Annotated in this window: 13 protein-coding genes; 3 read left to right on the top strand and 10 right to left on the bottom strand. The window is 36.1% G+C overall.

All coding sequences use genetic code 11. From position 1 onward, the window contains the following. Nucleotides 1-225 precede the first annotated feature (225 nt). The 3 genes from GKP30_RS17620 to GKP30_RS17610 all read right to left on the bottom strand — a co-directional run bounded on the left by GKP30_RS17620 (nt 226) and on the right by GKP30_RS17610 (nt 2954). Nucleotides 226-633: an acyl-CoA thioesterase gene (locus GKP30_RS17620; RefSeq protein ID WP_216830782.1), complete on the bottom strand. Its 408-nt coding sequence runs from the start codon at nt 631-633 to the stop codon at nt 226-228. Nucleotides 634-669: 36 nt separating this feature from the next. Further along, nucleotides 670-1833, bottom strand: coding sequence for an iron-containing alcohol dehydrogenase (locus GKP30_RS17615; RefSeq protein WP_216830781.1), 1164 nt, complete (start codon nt 1831-1833; stop codon nt 670-672). A 182-nt stretch (nt 1834-2015) separates the two neighbouring features. Next, complete coding sequence (locus GKP30_RS17610; protein ID WP_216830780.1) at nt 2016-2954, bottom strand: manganese-dependent inorganic pyrophosphatase; 939 nt, start codon at nt 2952-2954, stop codon at nt 2016-2018. 362 nt (nt 2955-3316) lie between these two features. On the opposite strand from GKP30_RS17610, the gene GKP30_RS17605 reads away from it, so the two are divergent. Beyond that, entirely contained in the window at nt 3317-4852 is a 1536-nt protein-coding gene (locus GKP30_RS17605; RefSeq protein ID WP_236035168.1) for a glycine betaine uptake BCCT transporter, read from the top strand. Between the two features lie 273 nt (nt 4853-5125). Next, on the top strand, nt 5126-5953 hold the full coding sequence (locus GKP30_RS17600; protein WP_216830778.1) for a histidinol-phosphatase: 828 nt from the start codon (nt 5126-5128) through the stop codon (nt 5951-5953). A 123-nt stretch (nt 5954-6076) separates the two neighbouring features. Here the strand turns inward: GKP30_RS17600 and GKP30_RS17595 are convergent, their stop codons facing one another. From GKP30_RS17595 to yhbH, 7 genes are all read right to left on the bottom strand, one after another. Beyond that, nucleotides 6077-7381, bottom strand: coding sequence for an acetyl-CoA hydrolase/transferase family protein (locus GKP30_RS17595; protein WP_216830777.1), 1305 nt, complete (start codon nt 7379-7381; stop codon nt 6077-6079). A gap of 38 nt (nt 7382-7419) precedes the next feature. Beyond that, nucleotides 7420-8796 (bottom strand): solute carrier family 23 protein, encoded by a 1377-nt coding sequence (locus GKP30_RS17590; RefSeq protein ID WP_216830776.1) that lies wholly within the window; start codon nt 8794-8796, stop codon nt 7420-7422. 183 nt (nt 8797-8979) lie between these two features. After that, the gene (locus tag GKP30_RS17585; RefSeq protein ID WP_216830775.1) at nt 8980-9753 is read right to left on the bottom strand and encodes a helix-turn-helix transcriptional regulator; all 774 of its coding nucleotides are present in this window, start codon (nt 9751-9753) and stop codon (nt 8980-8982) included. A gap of 86 nt (nt 9754-9839) precedes the next feature. After that, entirely contained in the window at nt 9840-11378 is a 1539-nt protein-coding gene (locus tag GKP30_RS17580) for a class I adenylate-forming enzyme family protein (RefSeq protein ID WP_216830774.1), read from the bottom strand. 119 nt (nt 11379-11497) lie between these two features. After that, entirely contained in the window at nt 11498-12823 is a 1326-nt protein-coding gene (locus tag GKP30_RS17575) for a helix-turn-helix domain-containing protein (RefSeq protein ID WP_216830773.1), read from the bottom strand. A gap of 41 nt (nt 12824-12864) precedes the next feature. Then, nucleotides 12865-14109 (bottom strand): M20 metallopeptidase family protein, encoded by a 1245-nt coding sequence (locus GKP30_RS17570; protein WP_216830772.1) that lies wholly within the window; start codon nt 14107-14109, stop codon nt 12865-12867. A gap of 241 nt (nt 14110-14350) precedes the next feature. Next, nucleotides 14351-15520 carry a sporulation protein YhbH gene (yhbH, locus tag GKP30_RS17565; protein ID WP_216830771.1) on the bottom strand — a complete coding sequence of 390 codons (1170 nt, stop codon included), beginning with the start codon at nt 15518-15520 and terminating at the stop codon, nt 14351-14353. Between the two features lie 485 nt (nt 15521-16005). Here yhbH and GKP30_RS17560 point away from each other — a divergent pair, with 485 nt between their 5' ends. Next, nucleotides 16006-16887, top strand: a complete 882-nt coding sequence (locus tag GKP30_RS17560) for an Ig-like domain-containing protein (protein WP_216830770.1) — start codon at nt 16006-16008, stop codon at nt 16885-16887. Nucleotides 16888-16909 lie beyond the last annotated feature (22 nt).

Raw genomic sequence — 16909 nt, 5'->3', positions numbered from 1 at the left:
TCGTGAAGTAAGAAAACATGAAAACAAAGGCACGAAAAATCGGTTCTTCGTGCCTTTTAATATGCGAATTATACTGTAATTTTAGTTGCGAAAGATATGTGATTTAGTGTGTGAATTTGTCTGTGTTTTACCGTTTTGCACCTCTCAAGTAAACCCGTTAGTTTTCCCTTTGGTTTTTTTAGGGATTTTCTCTTGAGTTTTTTTGTATGTATTTTACTTCGTAAGCTACTCTTGTTTATGATCCTCATACAAATGATCAGCAAGTGCGCTCTTAATGTTTTCTGGAATAGGTTCTGATTTTTGAGTTTCAAAGTTAAAATTTACATAAGTTGCGTTGCCTTTAGCACAAACCTTTCCATCTTGTTGTATCTCCTCATAAACTCCAAAACTAGTATTCCCAATTTTCGAGATCCATGTTTGAACAATAACGGGACGTCCATAATAAATCTGGCTAGTATACTCAACCTCTATCTTTAAAATGACACAACGCCAATTATTAAACGATAAATCTGGTGTAAATAAACGAAAGATTTCATCTCTACCTGATTCAAACCAAATCGGTATAGTTGTATTATTTATGTGCCCAGCCCCATCTGTTTCAGAGACACGCGGCTCAATGGTTTTACTAAACATCTTAACACCTCTTTCATCTAGTCTAATACGATTACATTATTTCCCTTCATATGCCGCTGAATAAATCTTGTAAATGTCCTCTCTATGTAAAGGAACAGGACTTCGTGCCAGCAGCCTCGTTTGCTTTATAGCATCTTCAGTTAACATCTCAAGATGCTGTTCTTCGATTCCATATTCTTTTAAACTCGTTGGAAGTTGCAATTTTTGATTTAATTTGAATAGAGTTTGTACACATCCTTTTGCCAGTTCTTCTGGAGAGGACTTTACTTGTACCTCTCTATTTAATTTCAAGAAGACGTCAGCTAATTTTTCTAGACACCCTTTTTGGATATAATTTATTACGTAAGGTAGCAACACGGCATTGGACTCTCCGTGCGGTAGCTTAAATCGGTTCCCGAGTGGATAAGCCAATGCATGAACCCCGCCAACTCCCGCATTATAAAATGCTAACCCTGCCATATAACTTGCCGTACTCATTTGTTCCCTTGCTTTTTCATTACTTCCATCTGAAAACGCAGTTTCTAAAGACATACCTATAAGTTCAATTGCCTTCACAGCAATTCCATCTGTAACATCGTTAGAATTAACCGAAATATAAGCTTCAACTGCGTGCGTTAATGCATCAATTCCCGTAGCTGCTGTTATTTTGGGTGGCGCGGACATTGTCAACACTGGGTCTACTATTGCAACGTCTGATATTAAATACGGATGAGTGACAACATCTTTTGTTCCCTCTAAAGATAAAACCGCTATATCAGTAACTTCAGAGCCAGTTCCTGATGTTGTTGGTATCATGATTTTCGGTAAACCTTTTTGCTTAATTTGCTTTGTTCCTGTTAAATTCAAATATTCCTTAACTTGACCTTCATTCGCTGCTAATACAGCCCCCAATTTAGCCAAATCAAGCGCACTTCCGCCGCCAATACCAATCACTAAATCAAATTTTTGATCTTTTATATATTTAACTAATTTTTCTGCTGTTTGTAGAGGCGGCTCTGGAACAACCTCTGTATAGATTTCGATGTCATATGTTGAAGGTATCGACTTTAATGCTTGCGAACAAATACCTAGGTCAACTAAGTTTTTTTCTGTAACAACTATTATTTTATTTACACCAAGCTTTTCAACTTCATTATAAAGATTTTCAATAACGCCCAACCCTACATAACTTAACTGTGGAAAAATAAGCTTAGACTGCATTTCTTTCCTCCTAACTTTGAGTAATACTATTTTCCTTTCTCTTTTTACTTGTGTAAATCCTTCTGAAAATTTAAATTATTGTTTAAATTTAGTGTTTTCATAACCCACCACACGCAGCATACACCCTCAATAAAAAAAGATGACTCTATGGACAGAGTCACCTTTTATAGATGTGCTAAAAATTATACTTCAATTTTACTTAAAGTTGTTGTAAGGACTGGAACGATTTGCTTTTTACGTGAAACAACGCCTTTTAGAGTTGCTGTGTTGTTTGATAATTTTACATCGAATGCTTGCTCAACAGCAGCTGTAGCCTTACCAATTGCTACTCCAATTGAGTCATTATTTAGGATGTCTGTCACAACAAATAAAAATAAATCTAATTCTTTATCAGCAACAACCTTTGCTAAAGCAGCTTCTAGTTCATCTTGACGACCTAGTACATCGTTTGTATCAACTACATTTACTTGAGCAATTTCTACTTTTTTTGAACCCATTTCGAATTCTTTTGCATCAAGGGAAATAAGCTCAGCAATTGTTTTTGTACTTAAATCTGCACCAGCTTTTAACATTTCTAAACCGTAGTTCTCCAAGTCTACTCCAGCAATTTGTGCTAATTCACGAGCTGCCGCAACATCTTGGTCTGTGCAAGTTGGTGATTTTAATAATAATGTATCTGAAATAATCGCTGATAGCATTAATCCTGCCATCTCTTTCGTTACTTCTACACCATGCTCTTTATGTAATTTGTTTAAAATAGTCGTTGTACAACCAACTGGCTCTGCACGATAGTATAAAGGATCACTTGTTTCAAAATTAGCAATTCGGTGATGATCAATTACTTCTAACACGCGAACTTCATCAATATCGTTTGCACTTTGTTGACGCTCATTATGGTCCACTAAGATAACACTTTTAACTTCTTCTGAAACTTTTTCCACTAAACGAGGGACCGCTACTTGAAAATGGTCTAACACATATTGTGTTTCCCCATTAAGTTGACCTAAACGAATAGGCTCGGCGTTCATTCCAAGTTTATTTTTTAAGTTAGCGTAAACAATAGCAGAACAAATTGAATCAGTGTCTGGATTCTTATGTCCAAAGACAAATACTTTCTCCATTTTTACTCCTCCTAGCCGTTAGTAGAAATTCAAGGAAATCAATCTTAATATCTTATGATTACCCAAATTATAGTTTATCATATCCCTGGCATCTTTCACTCACAAAATTTCAAATCTACGAATTTCAAGGTACTTAACACCTCTTATTTTCGAATATTTGTAGCATCATGGAGAATTACGTCTTATTTTGTAGTATTTCTTTATGAATAAAAGATAATCAGATGCTTCTCTTGTTAATAAGTAATTTTCTAAAAATACTCCAGTGTATCCTTTTTTATTAATTTACTAGAATATGGTTTACTAGTAATGTGTGGTAATGTGCTTGAAAAAGACAACTTAGAAAGAAAAGGAAGTGTATGAATTTGGACAGTAGTGATAGGTCAATTTTTAAAATTTCAGTAGGGATAGCTGCCGTATTTGTTTTAATAGGGGTGCTTATTCCTAACCAATTAAGTGCTGCAATGGGAGTAGCACAAAGCTTTGTACTCGAGTCGTTTGGCTGGTTTTATCAACTAGTTGCAACGTTCTTCCTCGGCTTTGCTATTTTTATGATCTTTAGTAAGTACGGAAAAATTAAACTTGGAAAACAAGATGCAAAACCGGAATACAGTCGACCCACTTGGTTTGCGATGTTGTTTTCGGCTGGAATGGGGATTGGTCTTTTATTTTATGGTGTTTCAGAACCAGTTGCTCACTTTGCAACTCCTCCACTAGGAGACGGAAGCACAGAACAATCTGCCATGTTAGGTATGCGTTATACGTGGCTTCACTGGGGCTTACACGCGTGGGCTATTTATGCCATTGTTGCATTAGCTCTTGCTTATCAAAAGTTTAACAAAGGTGCTCCTGGATTAATGAGTGCAACACTTTACCCTGTGCTTGGTGAAAAGGTGAAAGGTCCAATCGGGCGTACGGTTGATGTAGTAGCCGTATTTGCCACATTATTTGGTGTAGCAGCATCACTTGGATTAGGCTCACAACAAATCAATGCTGGATTAGAATATCTCATTGGTATTCCAAACAACTTTATGGTTCAGATGGTGATCATGGCGATCATCACTATTCTTTTCATCATCTCAGCAAACACAGGCATTTCACGTGGAATTAAATATTTAAGTAACACAAATATGACAATTGCCACCTTATTATTGGTTGCCATGTTAATTCTAGGTCCTACTTTATTTTTACTCAATATGTTTACTACAAGCTTAGGTACGTATATACAGAATGTAGCTCTAATGGGATTACGAATTTCTCCTTTTGAGTCCAATGAAGCAGCTTGGACTCAAGGTTGGACAATTTTCTATTGGGCTTGGTGGATTTCTTGGACACCGTTTGTCGGGATGTTCATTGCTCGTGTATCGAAGGGGCGTACCATTCGTGAGTTTACAGTAGCTGTTCTTCTAGTTCCATCACTCGTATGTGCTCTATGGTTTACTGTCTTTGGTGGAACAGGAATTTATTTAGAATTAATACAAGGATTAAATGTTTCTGGTCAAGGTCTTGAAACAGCTTTATTTTATGTATATCAACAACTGCCGTTTGGAATTTTACTTTCGATTTTAACAGTAGCGTTAATTACAACCTTCTTCGTTACATCAGCAGATTCAGCAACCTTCGTTTTAGGGATGCTGACAACAGGAGGAAAATTAAATCCTTCTAGCCGCGTGAAAGTAACTTGGGGGATTATATTAGTTGCAGCCACACTTGTACTTATGGCCTCTGGCGGATTGGCAGGATTACAAACCGCAATTATTGTTAGTGCTCTTCCGTTAACCTTTATCGTCTTAGTCATGTGTTACGGCTTAGTCAAAGCACTTAACCAAGAATTAAGCGAAAGTTCATCAAATAAACCACCGAAAAATGAAAAGTTGTTTCCAAAGAAAACAGCTAGCTAATAAAAGATAGGCAGACTGCATAATGTATGCGTCTGCCTTTATCTTTTTACTAACTTTCCATATACGACAAGCCGTCCTTTACTCTTTACTCTTTACTCATTTTCGTCTCCTTGGGTGAATTCAACTCCTTAACACAAGCTTTTATTTAAATTCTTTTGCTTTTAGTATAAATGGAAATTTTTGTATTAAAATGAAAGGGAGGGAAAAATACAGGTGAGCTTGTTCGACCAACAATAGGAAAAATAAAATTTATTGCGAGGTGTATTAACTTTAATGAAAAATAATCATTCCACGAGTACATTCGACTTACATACTCATCATGAACGTTGTGGCCATGCAGAAGGAAATATTGAAGCTTATATTAAAGCTGCTATTGAGAACGGCTTAGATGTGATAGGCATCGCAGATCATGCTCCGTATTTTCATAAAAGTGAAGATCACCCAAGCCCTAGAATTACAATGGCTAAAAGCGAGTTTCCAAACTATGTAGAAGAGGTACTATTACTAAAAGAAAAATACAAGGATCAAATTCAAGTACTATTAGGAATTGAATGCGATTTCTTCCCTGGACAAATGGAGCATTATCAAAAGGAATTACAAAAATACCCATTTGATTATATTATCGGTTCAGTTCATTTTGTGGAAAACATTAGTATCTTTAAGAAAGGACGGTTTGAAGAACTTACTAATGAGCAAAAAAAGAATACGAAAGAAGAATATTACCACCTCATTGAGCAATCTGCATGCAGTGGTATGTTTCAAGTACTCGGTCATATTGATGCAATGAAAGCCTTTTATCCTGAGTTTTCAAAAATAGAAACTGAAGCTATTGAAAAAACCTTACCTATACTAGCAGCAGCTGATCTAGCTATTGAAATTAACACATCGGGAAAAACGAAAGATGCAGGGGGATGGTATCCTTCTGATGAAATATTAGAACGAGCCCTTTACTATGGCGTTTCAGTCACTTTCGGATCTGATGCACACGTACCAGACCGAGTCGGGGATGAACTTAGTATCGTAAAGCAACGTTTAAAGGAAATTGGCTTTAAAGAATGGGTTTACTTCGTAGGTAAAGAGCGACAAAGTGTTTATTTATAATCATATTTAACAAATAGAATTTTATAAACAACTTAGAAACCTGGCTCTTCATTCCACAAAAAAAAGATGCCATAAAATTATCTGTTGTGGCATCTTTTTTCTTTGTCTTTTGAATTAATTGTTTTACACAAAAATATTTCGACTAGGTAAAAAACCTAATTTTCTTGCTTCATATTCTAGCTCTTCACGGAACTTCGGGTGCGCGATGTTTATTAATGCTTCAGTTCGTTCACGAACTGTCTTACCTTTTAACTCCGCAACACCGTATTCTGTTACAATGAGATCTACATCATTTTTCGATGTAGTCGTAACAGCACCCTGTGGCAAAGTAGGTACAATCTTTGAAATGGTGTCATTCTTTGCCGTAGAATACAAGCAGATAATTCCTCGTCCGTTCTTTGCTAACCTGGCGCCTTTAGCAAAGTCAGCTTGCCCCCCTGATGATGAGTAGTACTTTCCTTTTACCGTTTCTGAGTTGCATTGTCCTAAAAAGTCTACTTCAACTGTTGCATTGATTGAAACGAGGTTATCGATTTTTGCTATAGTGCACAAATCATTGGATTTCTCGCAAGGGAGCATAAAAAGGTCTTCATTTTCATGCATAAAGTCATAAAGTCTTTTTGTTCCAAAAGCGAAAGTCATTGTCGTCTTCCCTTTATATAATGACTTTCTTTCATTTGAAATTGCTCCCGCTTCATAAAGGTCAACTATCTTATCAGGAAGCATCTCAGTGTATACGCCTAAATCTCGATGGTCAGTTAAAAATTCCATAACGGCATTAGGCATCGCACCAAATCCAATCTGAAGCGTATCACCGTCATTAATAATTCCCGCAATTGTTTTCCCTATCTTTTCATCCTTCTCCGTGAGTACAGGATTAGGTGCAGCTGGAAGCTCTTTATGATTTTCAATTAGTGCGGTCACTTGACTAATATGAACTTTATTTTGTTCTCCGTATGTTCTTGGCATACATTCATTTACTTCAAGAATAATCTGTTTAGCATCAGCAATCAAAGCAGACGTATAAGCAGGACTTACTCCGAGTGAAAAATATCCTTCATCATCCATTGGTGAAACGACTGCCATGACTACGCGTTCTTTTGTTACTTGTTTTAATAAGGATGGGATATCGGAAAAATGGTTAGGCAATAAATCTACCTTTCCATCATGAAAATCAGCTCGGTCAAATCCACCTAAAAACAATGATACTTGTTTAACCCTGTCTTCTCTAATATCCAAAGTGGGATAAACAGGTAGCATCCTATAAAGACGGTTTCCACTTAACTCGTTATGTTTAGGAAGAGCTTTAAGTAAAGCTGGAGGCTCTCCAGCCATTACTGGTAGTATGATATCGGTATTAGGTTCTATAAATTGTACGGCTTCTACTGGCGTTTTAAGCTTTGCTGCATATTCTTTGTTAAAATTCATCTCGAATCTCCTCCTACCCATAACTGTTTTTTCATAGCTTAACTAGCTTTTTCTTCCTTTTCGCCCTCGTCATCTTTGTTCGTTTTTGCCTTAAACAAGCTCGTTTTTTCAATTAAGAAGTATAAAATAACCCCTGCAATTAATCCGTATGTTGCACCGTGTACTGCTAGAACAACAGCCATGATCCCTGCTACCCCACGTTCTGTTGTTGTATGAACTTGTTCAACACCAACACTGATACATACGTAAGCAGTAATTATTAATGTTAATGATAGAGCGATTGGCAATACTGGTTGAAATAAGCTGACTAGCGGTAGAATAAATAATGCAATAAACCCTGCAATCCAGAACGTTCCCATTCCACTATGAATAGAATCCATTGCTTTGCGTCCATGCATATAACGTTCTACTAATGTCGCTTGAACAGGTGTCCATAATGGTCCAGCTAACCCTGGGTATGGAGCAAAGAATGCATGAATTAAGTTACGGATTGATGTAACAAGGTGAACACGGTTTACGTTCGTATCAATCAGTTCATCCTTACGTTTAGCATCAGCACGTTGTAAAAGTGTCTTACCGACAATAATGTCACCAAAGGCAATAATATAGGCAATAATCGCTGTAGGCACAGCCATTAAAAATATTTCATATCCAGGAAAACCAACTGCAAATGGGAGATAACTCCACATTCCAACAAAGTCAGGCTTCGTAATTCCCCACTCTACATTGGCTAACGGGTACTCACTTACCATCCAACCAATAACCATCGCAATGACCATTGCTGGAACCAGACCATAGTCAGCAATCGATTTAGCAAGTTTGTTCTTCTCTACTAAATGTTTAAAAGATAAAGAGAATAAAATATAAAAAGCAACTAAACTTCCGATAATTAAAGAAATTGGAGTATTCATTAATCGGCCGCCGTGTTGAATTTCACCCATTAGTGCAGCAAGTCCTGCCCCAATTAAAATACCAGCTTTTAATGAATTAGGAACAAGTTCTACTAACCTTCCTCCTAATTTTGTAATTCCCATGATAAAAAAGATCGCAAATACTATGAATTGTAAAGCAAATAGGGCTTGAATAGCTTGTGGGCCAGGCTCAAAATTCCCTAAGAAGAGTAATACAACTGGAATAGCTGGTGTAATCCAACCAGGTACCATTGCTACCCCTAAAAGTGTAGGAAGCATAAATCCAATGCCTCCAATAACGATATAAGCTAACGCTACTTGATAAGGAAGGCCTAAATACTCTGTTAGTAACGGGATCATCCCTAAACTAACAACAAACATGATTAGTGCTTGAATAAACTCTGCTTTTTCCCATCTGTAATGGACAAAAGGTAACCTTACTTTAAATGGTCCTACTGGCCAATACGGCTGTTCCTGTCCTTCTTTTCTTTCATAAATCGGCATACTGTTCCCCCACTCTTCTTTTTTAGTCTTCTCTTAAGTAAAACGCTTTCAAAATACTAGAAAACATTCGCTTAAGTTAGAAAGAGACTTTTTAGTATTTAATCTTCTCTATTATTTTAATTTTATGAAAATTTAGGTTATAGCTGTTTTAAATTTTTTGGATATTCTCTTTAAAATTTTTGCTCATTTGCTTTGGACATTTAATCTTGAAAATAAACTCCGATACTCACTAGGAGTAACGCCTTCTAATTTTTTAAAGGTAGTTGAAAAATAAGCTGCACTTGAAAACCCATGATTACAAGCAATAACTTCAATAGGTAACATAGTCATCTTTAATTGATTTTTAGAACGATCAACTCGATATCTCATTAAATATTCAACATAGTTATAACCTGTCTCTTCTTTAAACATACGACTGAAGTGAGACGGACTTAAATAAACAAGGTTTGAAACTTCTTTTAGAGTAATGGATTCGTAAAAGTTCAATTGGATAAATTTCTTTGCTGTTTCTATAGGGTTAGCAAGATCCGTTTCAAAACTATCGTTCGCACCACTTTTTCGTTGTAATTCGTGTACACTTTCTCTGGCTGAATTTTGGGAAACAATGCGGCTGAAGGTAGACAATAATTCACTCTTAACAACAGGTTTTAATAAATAACCAGAAAACCCTGCGTTAATACATCTTTGTACAGTATCAAACATTTGTAGATGAGTCAGTACAACTACTGGCACATTTGGATACATTTCTAATACCTTTTGGCCAAATTCAATTCCATCTCCATCAGGTAGAGATACATCTAGAAACAATACAGACGGTTCTTTTTGTTTTACCATTTGCATCGCTTTATTAGCCGTTTCTGCTGATCGAATTGAGAAATAGTGATACGGAGTTTCTTCTAAAAGTGACTTGATCACTTGGTTACTTTCTATATCATCAACTATTAAAATATCCGCCATATGCATCTCCCTCCCTTTTTTAGGTCACAATATCTTCACTAAGAAGCAATATAACGTAAGCCGTTTAATACTTTATGAGCACATACTTAAGGACTAATGATGTTGTCCTTTAGTTTCTTTCTTAATATCTTTCCTGTTGGACTTTTAGGGATACAATCGAGAAAAACATATTTCCTTGGTCGTTGGTAACTGGATAGCTGATCGTGATATTTACAAAACCGATCTAACTCTTGAAAGCTGATTGAACGGTCGCTCGGGACGATATAGGCTACAACTATTTGGCCCCATCGTTCATCTTCTTCACCAATAATAATAGCTTCACTAACTTTTTGGTGCTCTATTAACACTTTTTCAACCAATTCTGGATAGATTTTTTCTCCCCCTGATATAATCATATCGTCGACACGCCCAACTATATTAAGATCTCCTTCCTCATCAACAAACCCGAGATCACCTGTGTAATACCAACCTTCATAGATAAACTGCTTCGTTATATCTGGCCTGTTCCAATACCCCTTAAACGCTTCTGGTGATTTCATGTTTACGATGATTTCACCTATCTCACCAATTGGAACTACTTTTGGAGAGGATGAGACTTCCTTTTCATAATTTGGTGAAACGAGCTTTATATGTTGATGAATACCTGGCTTTCCTGCGGTCCCAGGTTTTCTCCTAACGTCAGCAGAATATGTAAATGTATAAATTTCTGTACTTCCGTATTGGTTTACAATACGTTCAGGGTTCATTAACTCATCACATTTATTCATTAATTCTTTTGACATTGAAGCACCCGAGTAAACCAAAGTATGTAATGAAGAGAAGTCCACTTCATCTGCATATGGATGTGAAACCATGTCATGGTACATCGTTGGGGTTTGAAAAAGACAATTAACTTTTTCATTTTCGATAATCTGTAAAGACTCAAGACTATCAAAATCAGCTAGGGCATAATAGGTTCCGTTTAGGGCAGTTATTGCCTGCAATGAACGTAAGCCAATTACATGATATAAAGGAAAAACTCCTAACGTTGTATCAAAACGTTTATAACCACATTGAACAATATGAGCCATTGCCGAAGCATATTCGTTTTTATGGGTACGAGGAACTCCTTTTGGAACTCCTGTTGTTCCAGATGTATAGTAAATAATGGATATATCTTGGTCTTGAATACTCACACGATCATAAGATGTCAAACTATGTTCTTCTAATTCTTTGAAGCTCATATCAGCAAGAAGATTATTTTCCTTTATACTAATAAAAATAGGACGCTCTTTAAAGATATGCTTCATAATTAAATGTTCACTAGCATCTTCAAAAACAACAAACTTTGGTTCAACATCTTGAATACAGTACATGATATCCTCATGTGAAAGCCTGAAATTAATCGGAGTAAATATCGCACCAAGCTTTTGAACAGCCCAAAATAATATGACCGCTTCTACTCTATTTTTTAAGAGCGCCATAACACGATCTTGCTTTCCTAATCCAAGTTTTTGGAGTGAAGCTGCTAGTCTATCTACTTTTCCATTTAGTTCATCGTAGGTTAACTTGCGGTTACTATCAATTACAGCAACACGATTACGACTTCTCTCTACAGAAAATTCAAAAAAATTCCTCAAGTCCATTGCACTACCTCCATATGCTGAACATTTAAAATCCCCGTTGCATAATTTTCTATTGTGACGGGGAGTAATACACCTTACTTATTAAGTTTATACAATTAATGGGATTAAGACAACGCAATTTATTGGAAAAGCAGCTTATATACTTTTCTCGGACGTCCCCGACTCCCTATTTGCTCTTCTCTAACAATAGTAGCTAGACCTAATTTTTCTAGTTCTGTGAGTATACGACGTGCATTTCTTTCTGTCCGGTTTAGCCATTGTGCCACTTCACTAGCTGTAACACTTTTCGTCTTATAGCGTTCTGAAATGGCTTCGATTTTTGAAACGACTTTTGGGTTCAGTTGTGCTTCTTTAAACTTATCCTCCCACTCTTCCCCCCATTTTCTTTCTACGTAGGAAATCATTTCGGTTTCGTCATTTTTAAAATATTCATGAACTTCCTTTTTTTCGTTCACACTTACGATAATCGGTTCATTATATTCCCTGGCATGCCTTAATGCACTTCGGACATTCTGTTCTGCATGATAAGCAGTTAATCCATAACCAATTCCTACTCTAATATGAAGTTTACTTTGTAAAAATACATCATCTAACAATGAGAAGCGTGTGCTGTCGTTAAAACGGATATCTACTTCTCCTCTAGTTGTGTACACAAAAAAGAGACCGTCACCAATTTGTACAAAGGATCCTTGTACTTTTTTTGCATGATGTAATAAAACATGCTTTAAATCTAGTTCTTTATGCTTCATTTCATAAGAATAATAATGTTCCTCTAAGCTCGTATCAGAATGGATAACCTCAATACCTAAAATGGCAATCTGTGATTGTCGGTACCAACTTGACTGCCCTCGTTCTTTTAATAATGTCAGTTCTCTTTTAACGGCTGCTTCTGAAGGGATTACTCGATAACAAGGAATACCTAATTTTTTTAATTGGATATGTACTTCCTTAATACAGGTTACAGCCACCTTAGTTTTTCCTTGTTCATATAGATGTTGATGAAATTTAATAATTTCTTCTGCTGGCTCGTATCCCAAATAAGAATATGTGTAGATATTTAGTGAATTTAACGAATGCGCTTCTTGTAATTGCATGACAGCTTCATGTTGGATCGTATCTAAACTTAACTCTTTGACCGTATTTTTTTCCTGAAGTAAGATTTCTAGGAATGTTCCTAATAAACTTGATCCATGTAGAGTCAAATATGTTGCTACTTCAGCGTTAATTAACTTCTTATTTAACGCAAAATAATACGGAGCTTGTCCAGAAAACAGCCATTGATCAATTCTCCCATTATTAGCTTGAATAATTTGCTCTGTCTCTTCTGTTTTTTCATAAGAAAAGGGGACTAGCTCCATGTTCTCATTCCTCGAAAATTCTTCTGCATAGTACAAGATTTGCTGTACAGAATCTTCAGGACCAACAATTGCAATCCGAACTTTCATTTTCTGTTTTCACCTGCTCTTATTAGACATCTAAACGATATCTAAATATGATTTACGACTTTTTTTAATAAATTTGAATTCTCACTTATTTCTTCATCTCGCAACTGGAAAAGTGTGTCAACAACAACTTGTGCCATCAACTCAATTCCAACTGGTATCGCCTTCTCATTCAGCGTAAATTTAGGATCATGAAGCGGTTTTTGCTTTTCTAATCCAGGAATTGCTGATCCTAACCAAAAATACGCTCCAGGATATTTCAATAAAAATCGACTGAAATCTTCTCCACCTAAACAAGGCTCTACTAAAGGTGTGGACTGTGCTCCTAACAATTCATGAGAAGTACGCATTACACGGTGCGCCCATTTTTCATCATTTATAGTTGCAGGGTACCCATCAAAGTATTCAATCTTTGCTTTTGCTCCCATCGATTGTGAAACACCTTGAACAATTGAGAAAAACCGCTCCTTAACCATCTGTTTTGTTTCATTTTTAAATGTACGGACCGTTCCCTCAAAAGTAACCTTGTCAGCAACTACATTATATCGGTATCCACCTTCGATTTTTCCAATTGTTAATACTGTTGCATCTACAGGGTTAACATTGCGGCTTACAATGGTTTGTAAATTAGAAATGACAGTATTAGCCACAATAATTGCATCTACAGCTTGATGCGGCATACTAGCATGGCCCCCTGATCCTTCGATTTCCACTTTAAACCGGTCTGAAGCTCCCATCATCGGTCCAGGACGGACACCAATTTGTCCGACTGGTAAATCAGGCCATACATGTTGAGCAAAAATAACATCAGGAGTATGTTCAGCAAATACTCGATCTTCCATCATTGGTTCCGCTCCACCAATTGGTGTTATTTCTTCTGCTGGTTGAAATACAAGTAGTACTTTCCCTGGAAGTTTATTTTTTGTCTCATTTAAAATACGAGCCGCCCCTAGAAGCATTGAAACATGGGCGTCGTGTCCACAAGCATGCATTTTCCCAACTACTTTTGATTCATACGAAAGGTTAGTTTCCTCAGTAATTGGCAAAGCGTCCATATCAGCTCGTAGTGCTACTGTCTTACCAGGCCGGCCGCCTTCAATGACACCTAGAACTCCAGTTTTGGCATAACCAGTTGTAAAGGAAATCTTATATTCACTTAGCTTTTGTTGTATTTTTTTTGACGTATCAAATTCTTCACCACTTAATTCTGGATGCTGATGAAATTGGCGCCTTAATTCAATAATTTCTTCTGCTATCTTCTCACCTTTACCTTTTAATATTGGTCTCATTGCACCTTCTCCTTGTTGAAATCAATTTATGTACTCATAAAATAAGACAGGCATAACCTTGTATCTAAGATAACTAAATGCTAAGTTCATAGTTCAATTGAACCCATTTATTACTTGTTTTATATTAAAGGAAAGTTTCCTTTATTATTCCTTTATTATAAATGATCTTTCTTAAAAAGCAAAACAAAGAAGAAGGCTAGCTGCTCCAATATGAAACAAATAGCCTTAAACTACTAATAATCTATGCCATTATCCCCGTTTCTTCTTTCCTAAAGAAACTCTTCATTGCATGAAATACGTCTGCTTTTTCCTTCAAAATATAATGACGGAAACGTTCATCCTTAATATTCTTATACGCGGACATTAAAGTTGAGTGACGACTGTATTGGTTTACTTCACCATATCCAAACATACTTGATACACCCATTAACTCATTCACTAACTTTAAGCAGCGAGCATTATCTGATGTTAAGTTATCACCATCCGAGAAATGAAATGGGTAAATATTGTAACGCTTTGGATCATACTTGCCATCTACAAGTTCTAATGCTTTCCGATAAGCTGACGAACAAATGGTTCCACCACTTTCTCCTTTTGAGAAAAAGTCCTCTTCAGAAACAACTTTAGCCTCTGTATGATGTGCAATAAACTCAATATCAACGGTTTCGTACTTTGTTCTTAGGAAGCGAGTCATCCAGAAGAAAAAGCTTCGAGCCATATACTTTTCCCATCGGCCCATACTTCCACTAGTATCCATCATTGCTAAAACAACAGCTTTTGATTCTGGCTTTACTTTTTCACTCCATGTTTTAAAACGCAAGTCGTCATTATAAATCGGAACAATTCCAGGTCTTCCTTCTAATGCATTTCTTTTTATTGCAGAAAGAATGGTTCTTCGTTTATCGATATTTCCCATTAACCCTTTTCTTCGAATATCGTTAAATTCGATCTCTTCAACAATAATTTCATCTTGTTCTTTTCTTTGTAGGTTTGGTAGCTCTAATTCATTAAACAACATCTCTTGAACTTCCATGATTGAAACTTCAGCCTCATAATAGTCCTCTCCTGCTTGGTCTCCAGCACCTTGGCCTTTTCCTGGTCCTTGTTGACGAGCCGCATTAGGATCCCTTGCTACAACGTCACCTACTTTACTGTCACCTTTTCCTTGCCCGACATGTTTGTTTTTTTCGTAATTGTAACGAATTTTATATTCATCTAGCGACCGGATAGGTATCTTAATAACCTCTCTACCGTTGGACATAATAATATTTTCTTCACTTACTAAATCAGGTAGGTTTTTACGAATTGCATCTTGGACTTTTTCTTGATGTCTTCTTTGATCTTGGTATCCTTTACGGTGGAGGGACCAATTCTCCTGTGAGACGGCATAGTTGATTTTGTTATTTTTCATTTTTATTCCCCTCCTTGATTTTTGTACTCTCTCTCTACACTACTTTTCACAATTAAATTTGTATTCACAACCTTCAACGTCTCTACATATAATACTTTTGAGACTGCCCTTTTTAGTTATTCTAATAAAACAATAACTAAAAGAGATGCTTACTCTATCCTATGCAACTAGACAAGAGAGTTGACAATAAATTCTGACAAATTGAGTTCTTTTTTTTATGGACAAGTTACTCTTCCTACTTTTTCGTTCCTATCTATAACGATAACTATACGCAATTACTCCGCTTTCATGTCTATATAATTGGAGTAATTAACAAAATAATCGATTGGTCTTAATTAAAATGTCTGATTTATTTATTTTTGAAACTTTTCCTGGTGAAATAACGTCTATAGTATAGTAGAAAGATAAGTCTGTAAGCACTGCATAAAAGATAGTTTTTATGGCTAAATATATATAATGGCAACATTATAGAATTGGAGGTTCCTATGAAAAAATGTTCAGTAACGCTTCTAATTCTCACCTTTTTTATTTCACTAATTATTCCAGAAGCATCTGCTCAAAATAAACCAAAACAAAACGTTACATACGATATAAACGGAAGTACAGTCACGCTCCAATGGGATGAGAAGCTAACAGAAGACTATAAGATTGATATTCGTGAGTGGAACTACTACGAAGGATTTCTAGATATTTATTATCGTCTAGTTGAACCAGACCCTTTAGAAGCCAAGCAACCATTTGATCAAATAACAAAAAGTAAACAGCAGCTACCAGTTGAGTATAAACAAGGAGATACAATAAGGATTTTTAATGAAGACGTTGTTTTTGAGTCTCTTGGCTATTATGAGGATGTTCCTCATAATAAAACTTGGACATTTACGTTTAGTGATCAAATCAACCCTGATACAATAGCTCCAAACACCCTCTTTGTTCTTGATTCTATAGGAAATAAAGTAGACAGCTTAATTATTAATGATAATGAACAAACGGTTACCATATTGCCACCTCCAAGCCGCTACTTAGAAAGTGAAACCTACAGTATTTACTTTACAGCCATGCTGAAATCGGTCTATAATGCCCCACTAGTTAATGGCTATAAATTAAGTTTCACTATTAACGGCGAAGAAAGTCACGACACTTACGATGAACTGGCTAATGGTTTGTCTCATAAAGGGAAAATACGAAAATCAGTAAACAATGAGCTCACTGGAAATAACTCATTTGATATTATTAGTATTAATGAAAACCAAGATCAGTTTAATTCACCAATAGAACTCGAAAACCCCTTCATTTATACTCCTATGTCTTTTTATACTAAAATAAAAGAAATCATGATTAAAATGTATACACCCCCAGTCTACTATTGACTGAGGGTGTCTTTTTATTGAA

The sequence above is a fragment of the Alkalihalobacterium elongatum genome (assembly GCF_019024285.1).
GTDB classification, from domain to species: domain Bacteria; phylum Bacillota; class Bacilli; order Bacillales; family Bacillaceae_F; genus Alkalihalobacterium; species Alkalihalobacterium elongatum.
This window is presented reverse-complemented; position numbering and strand designations above follow the sequence as displayed.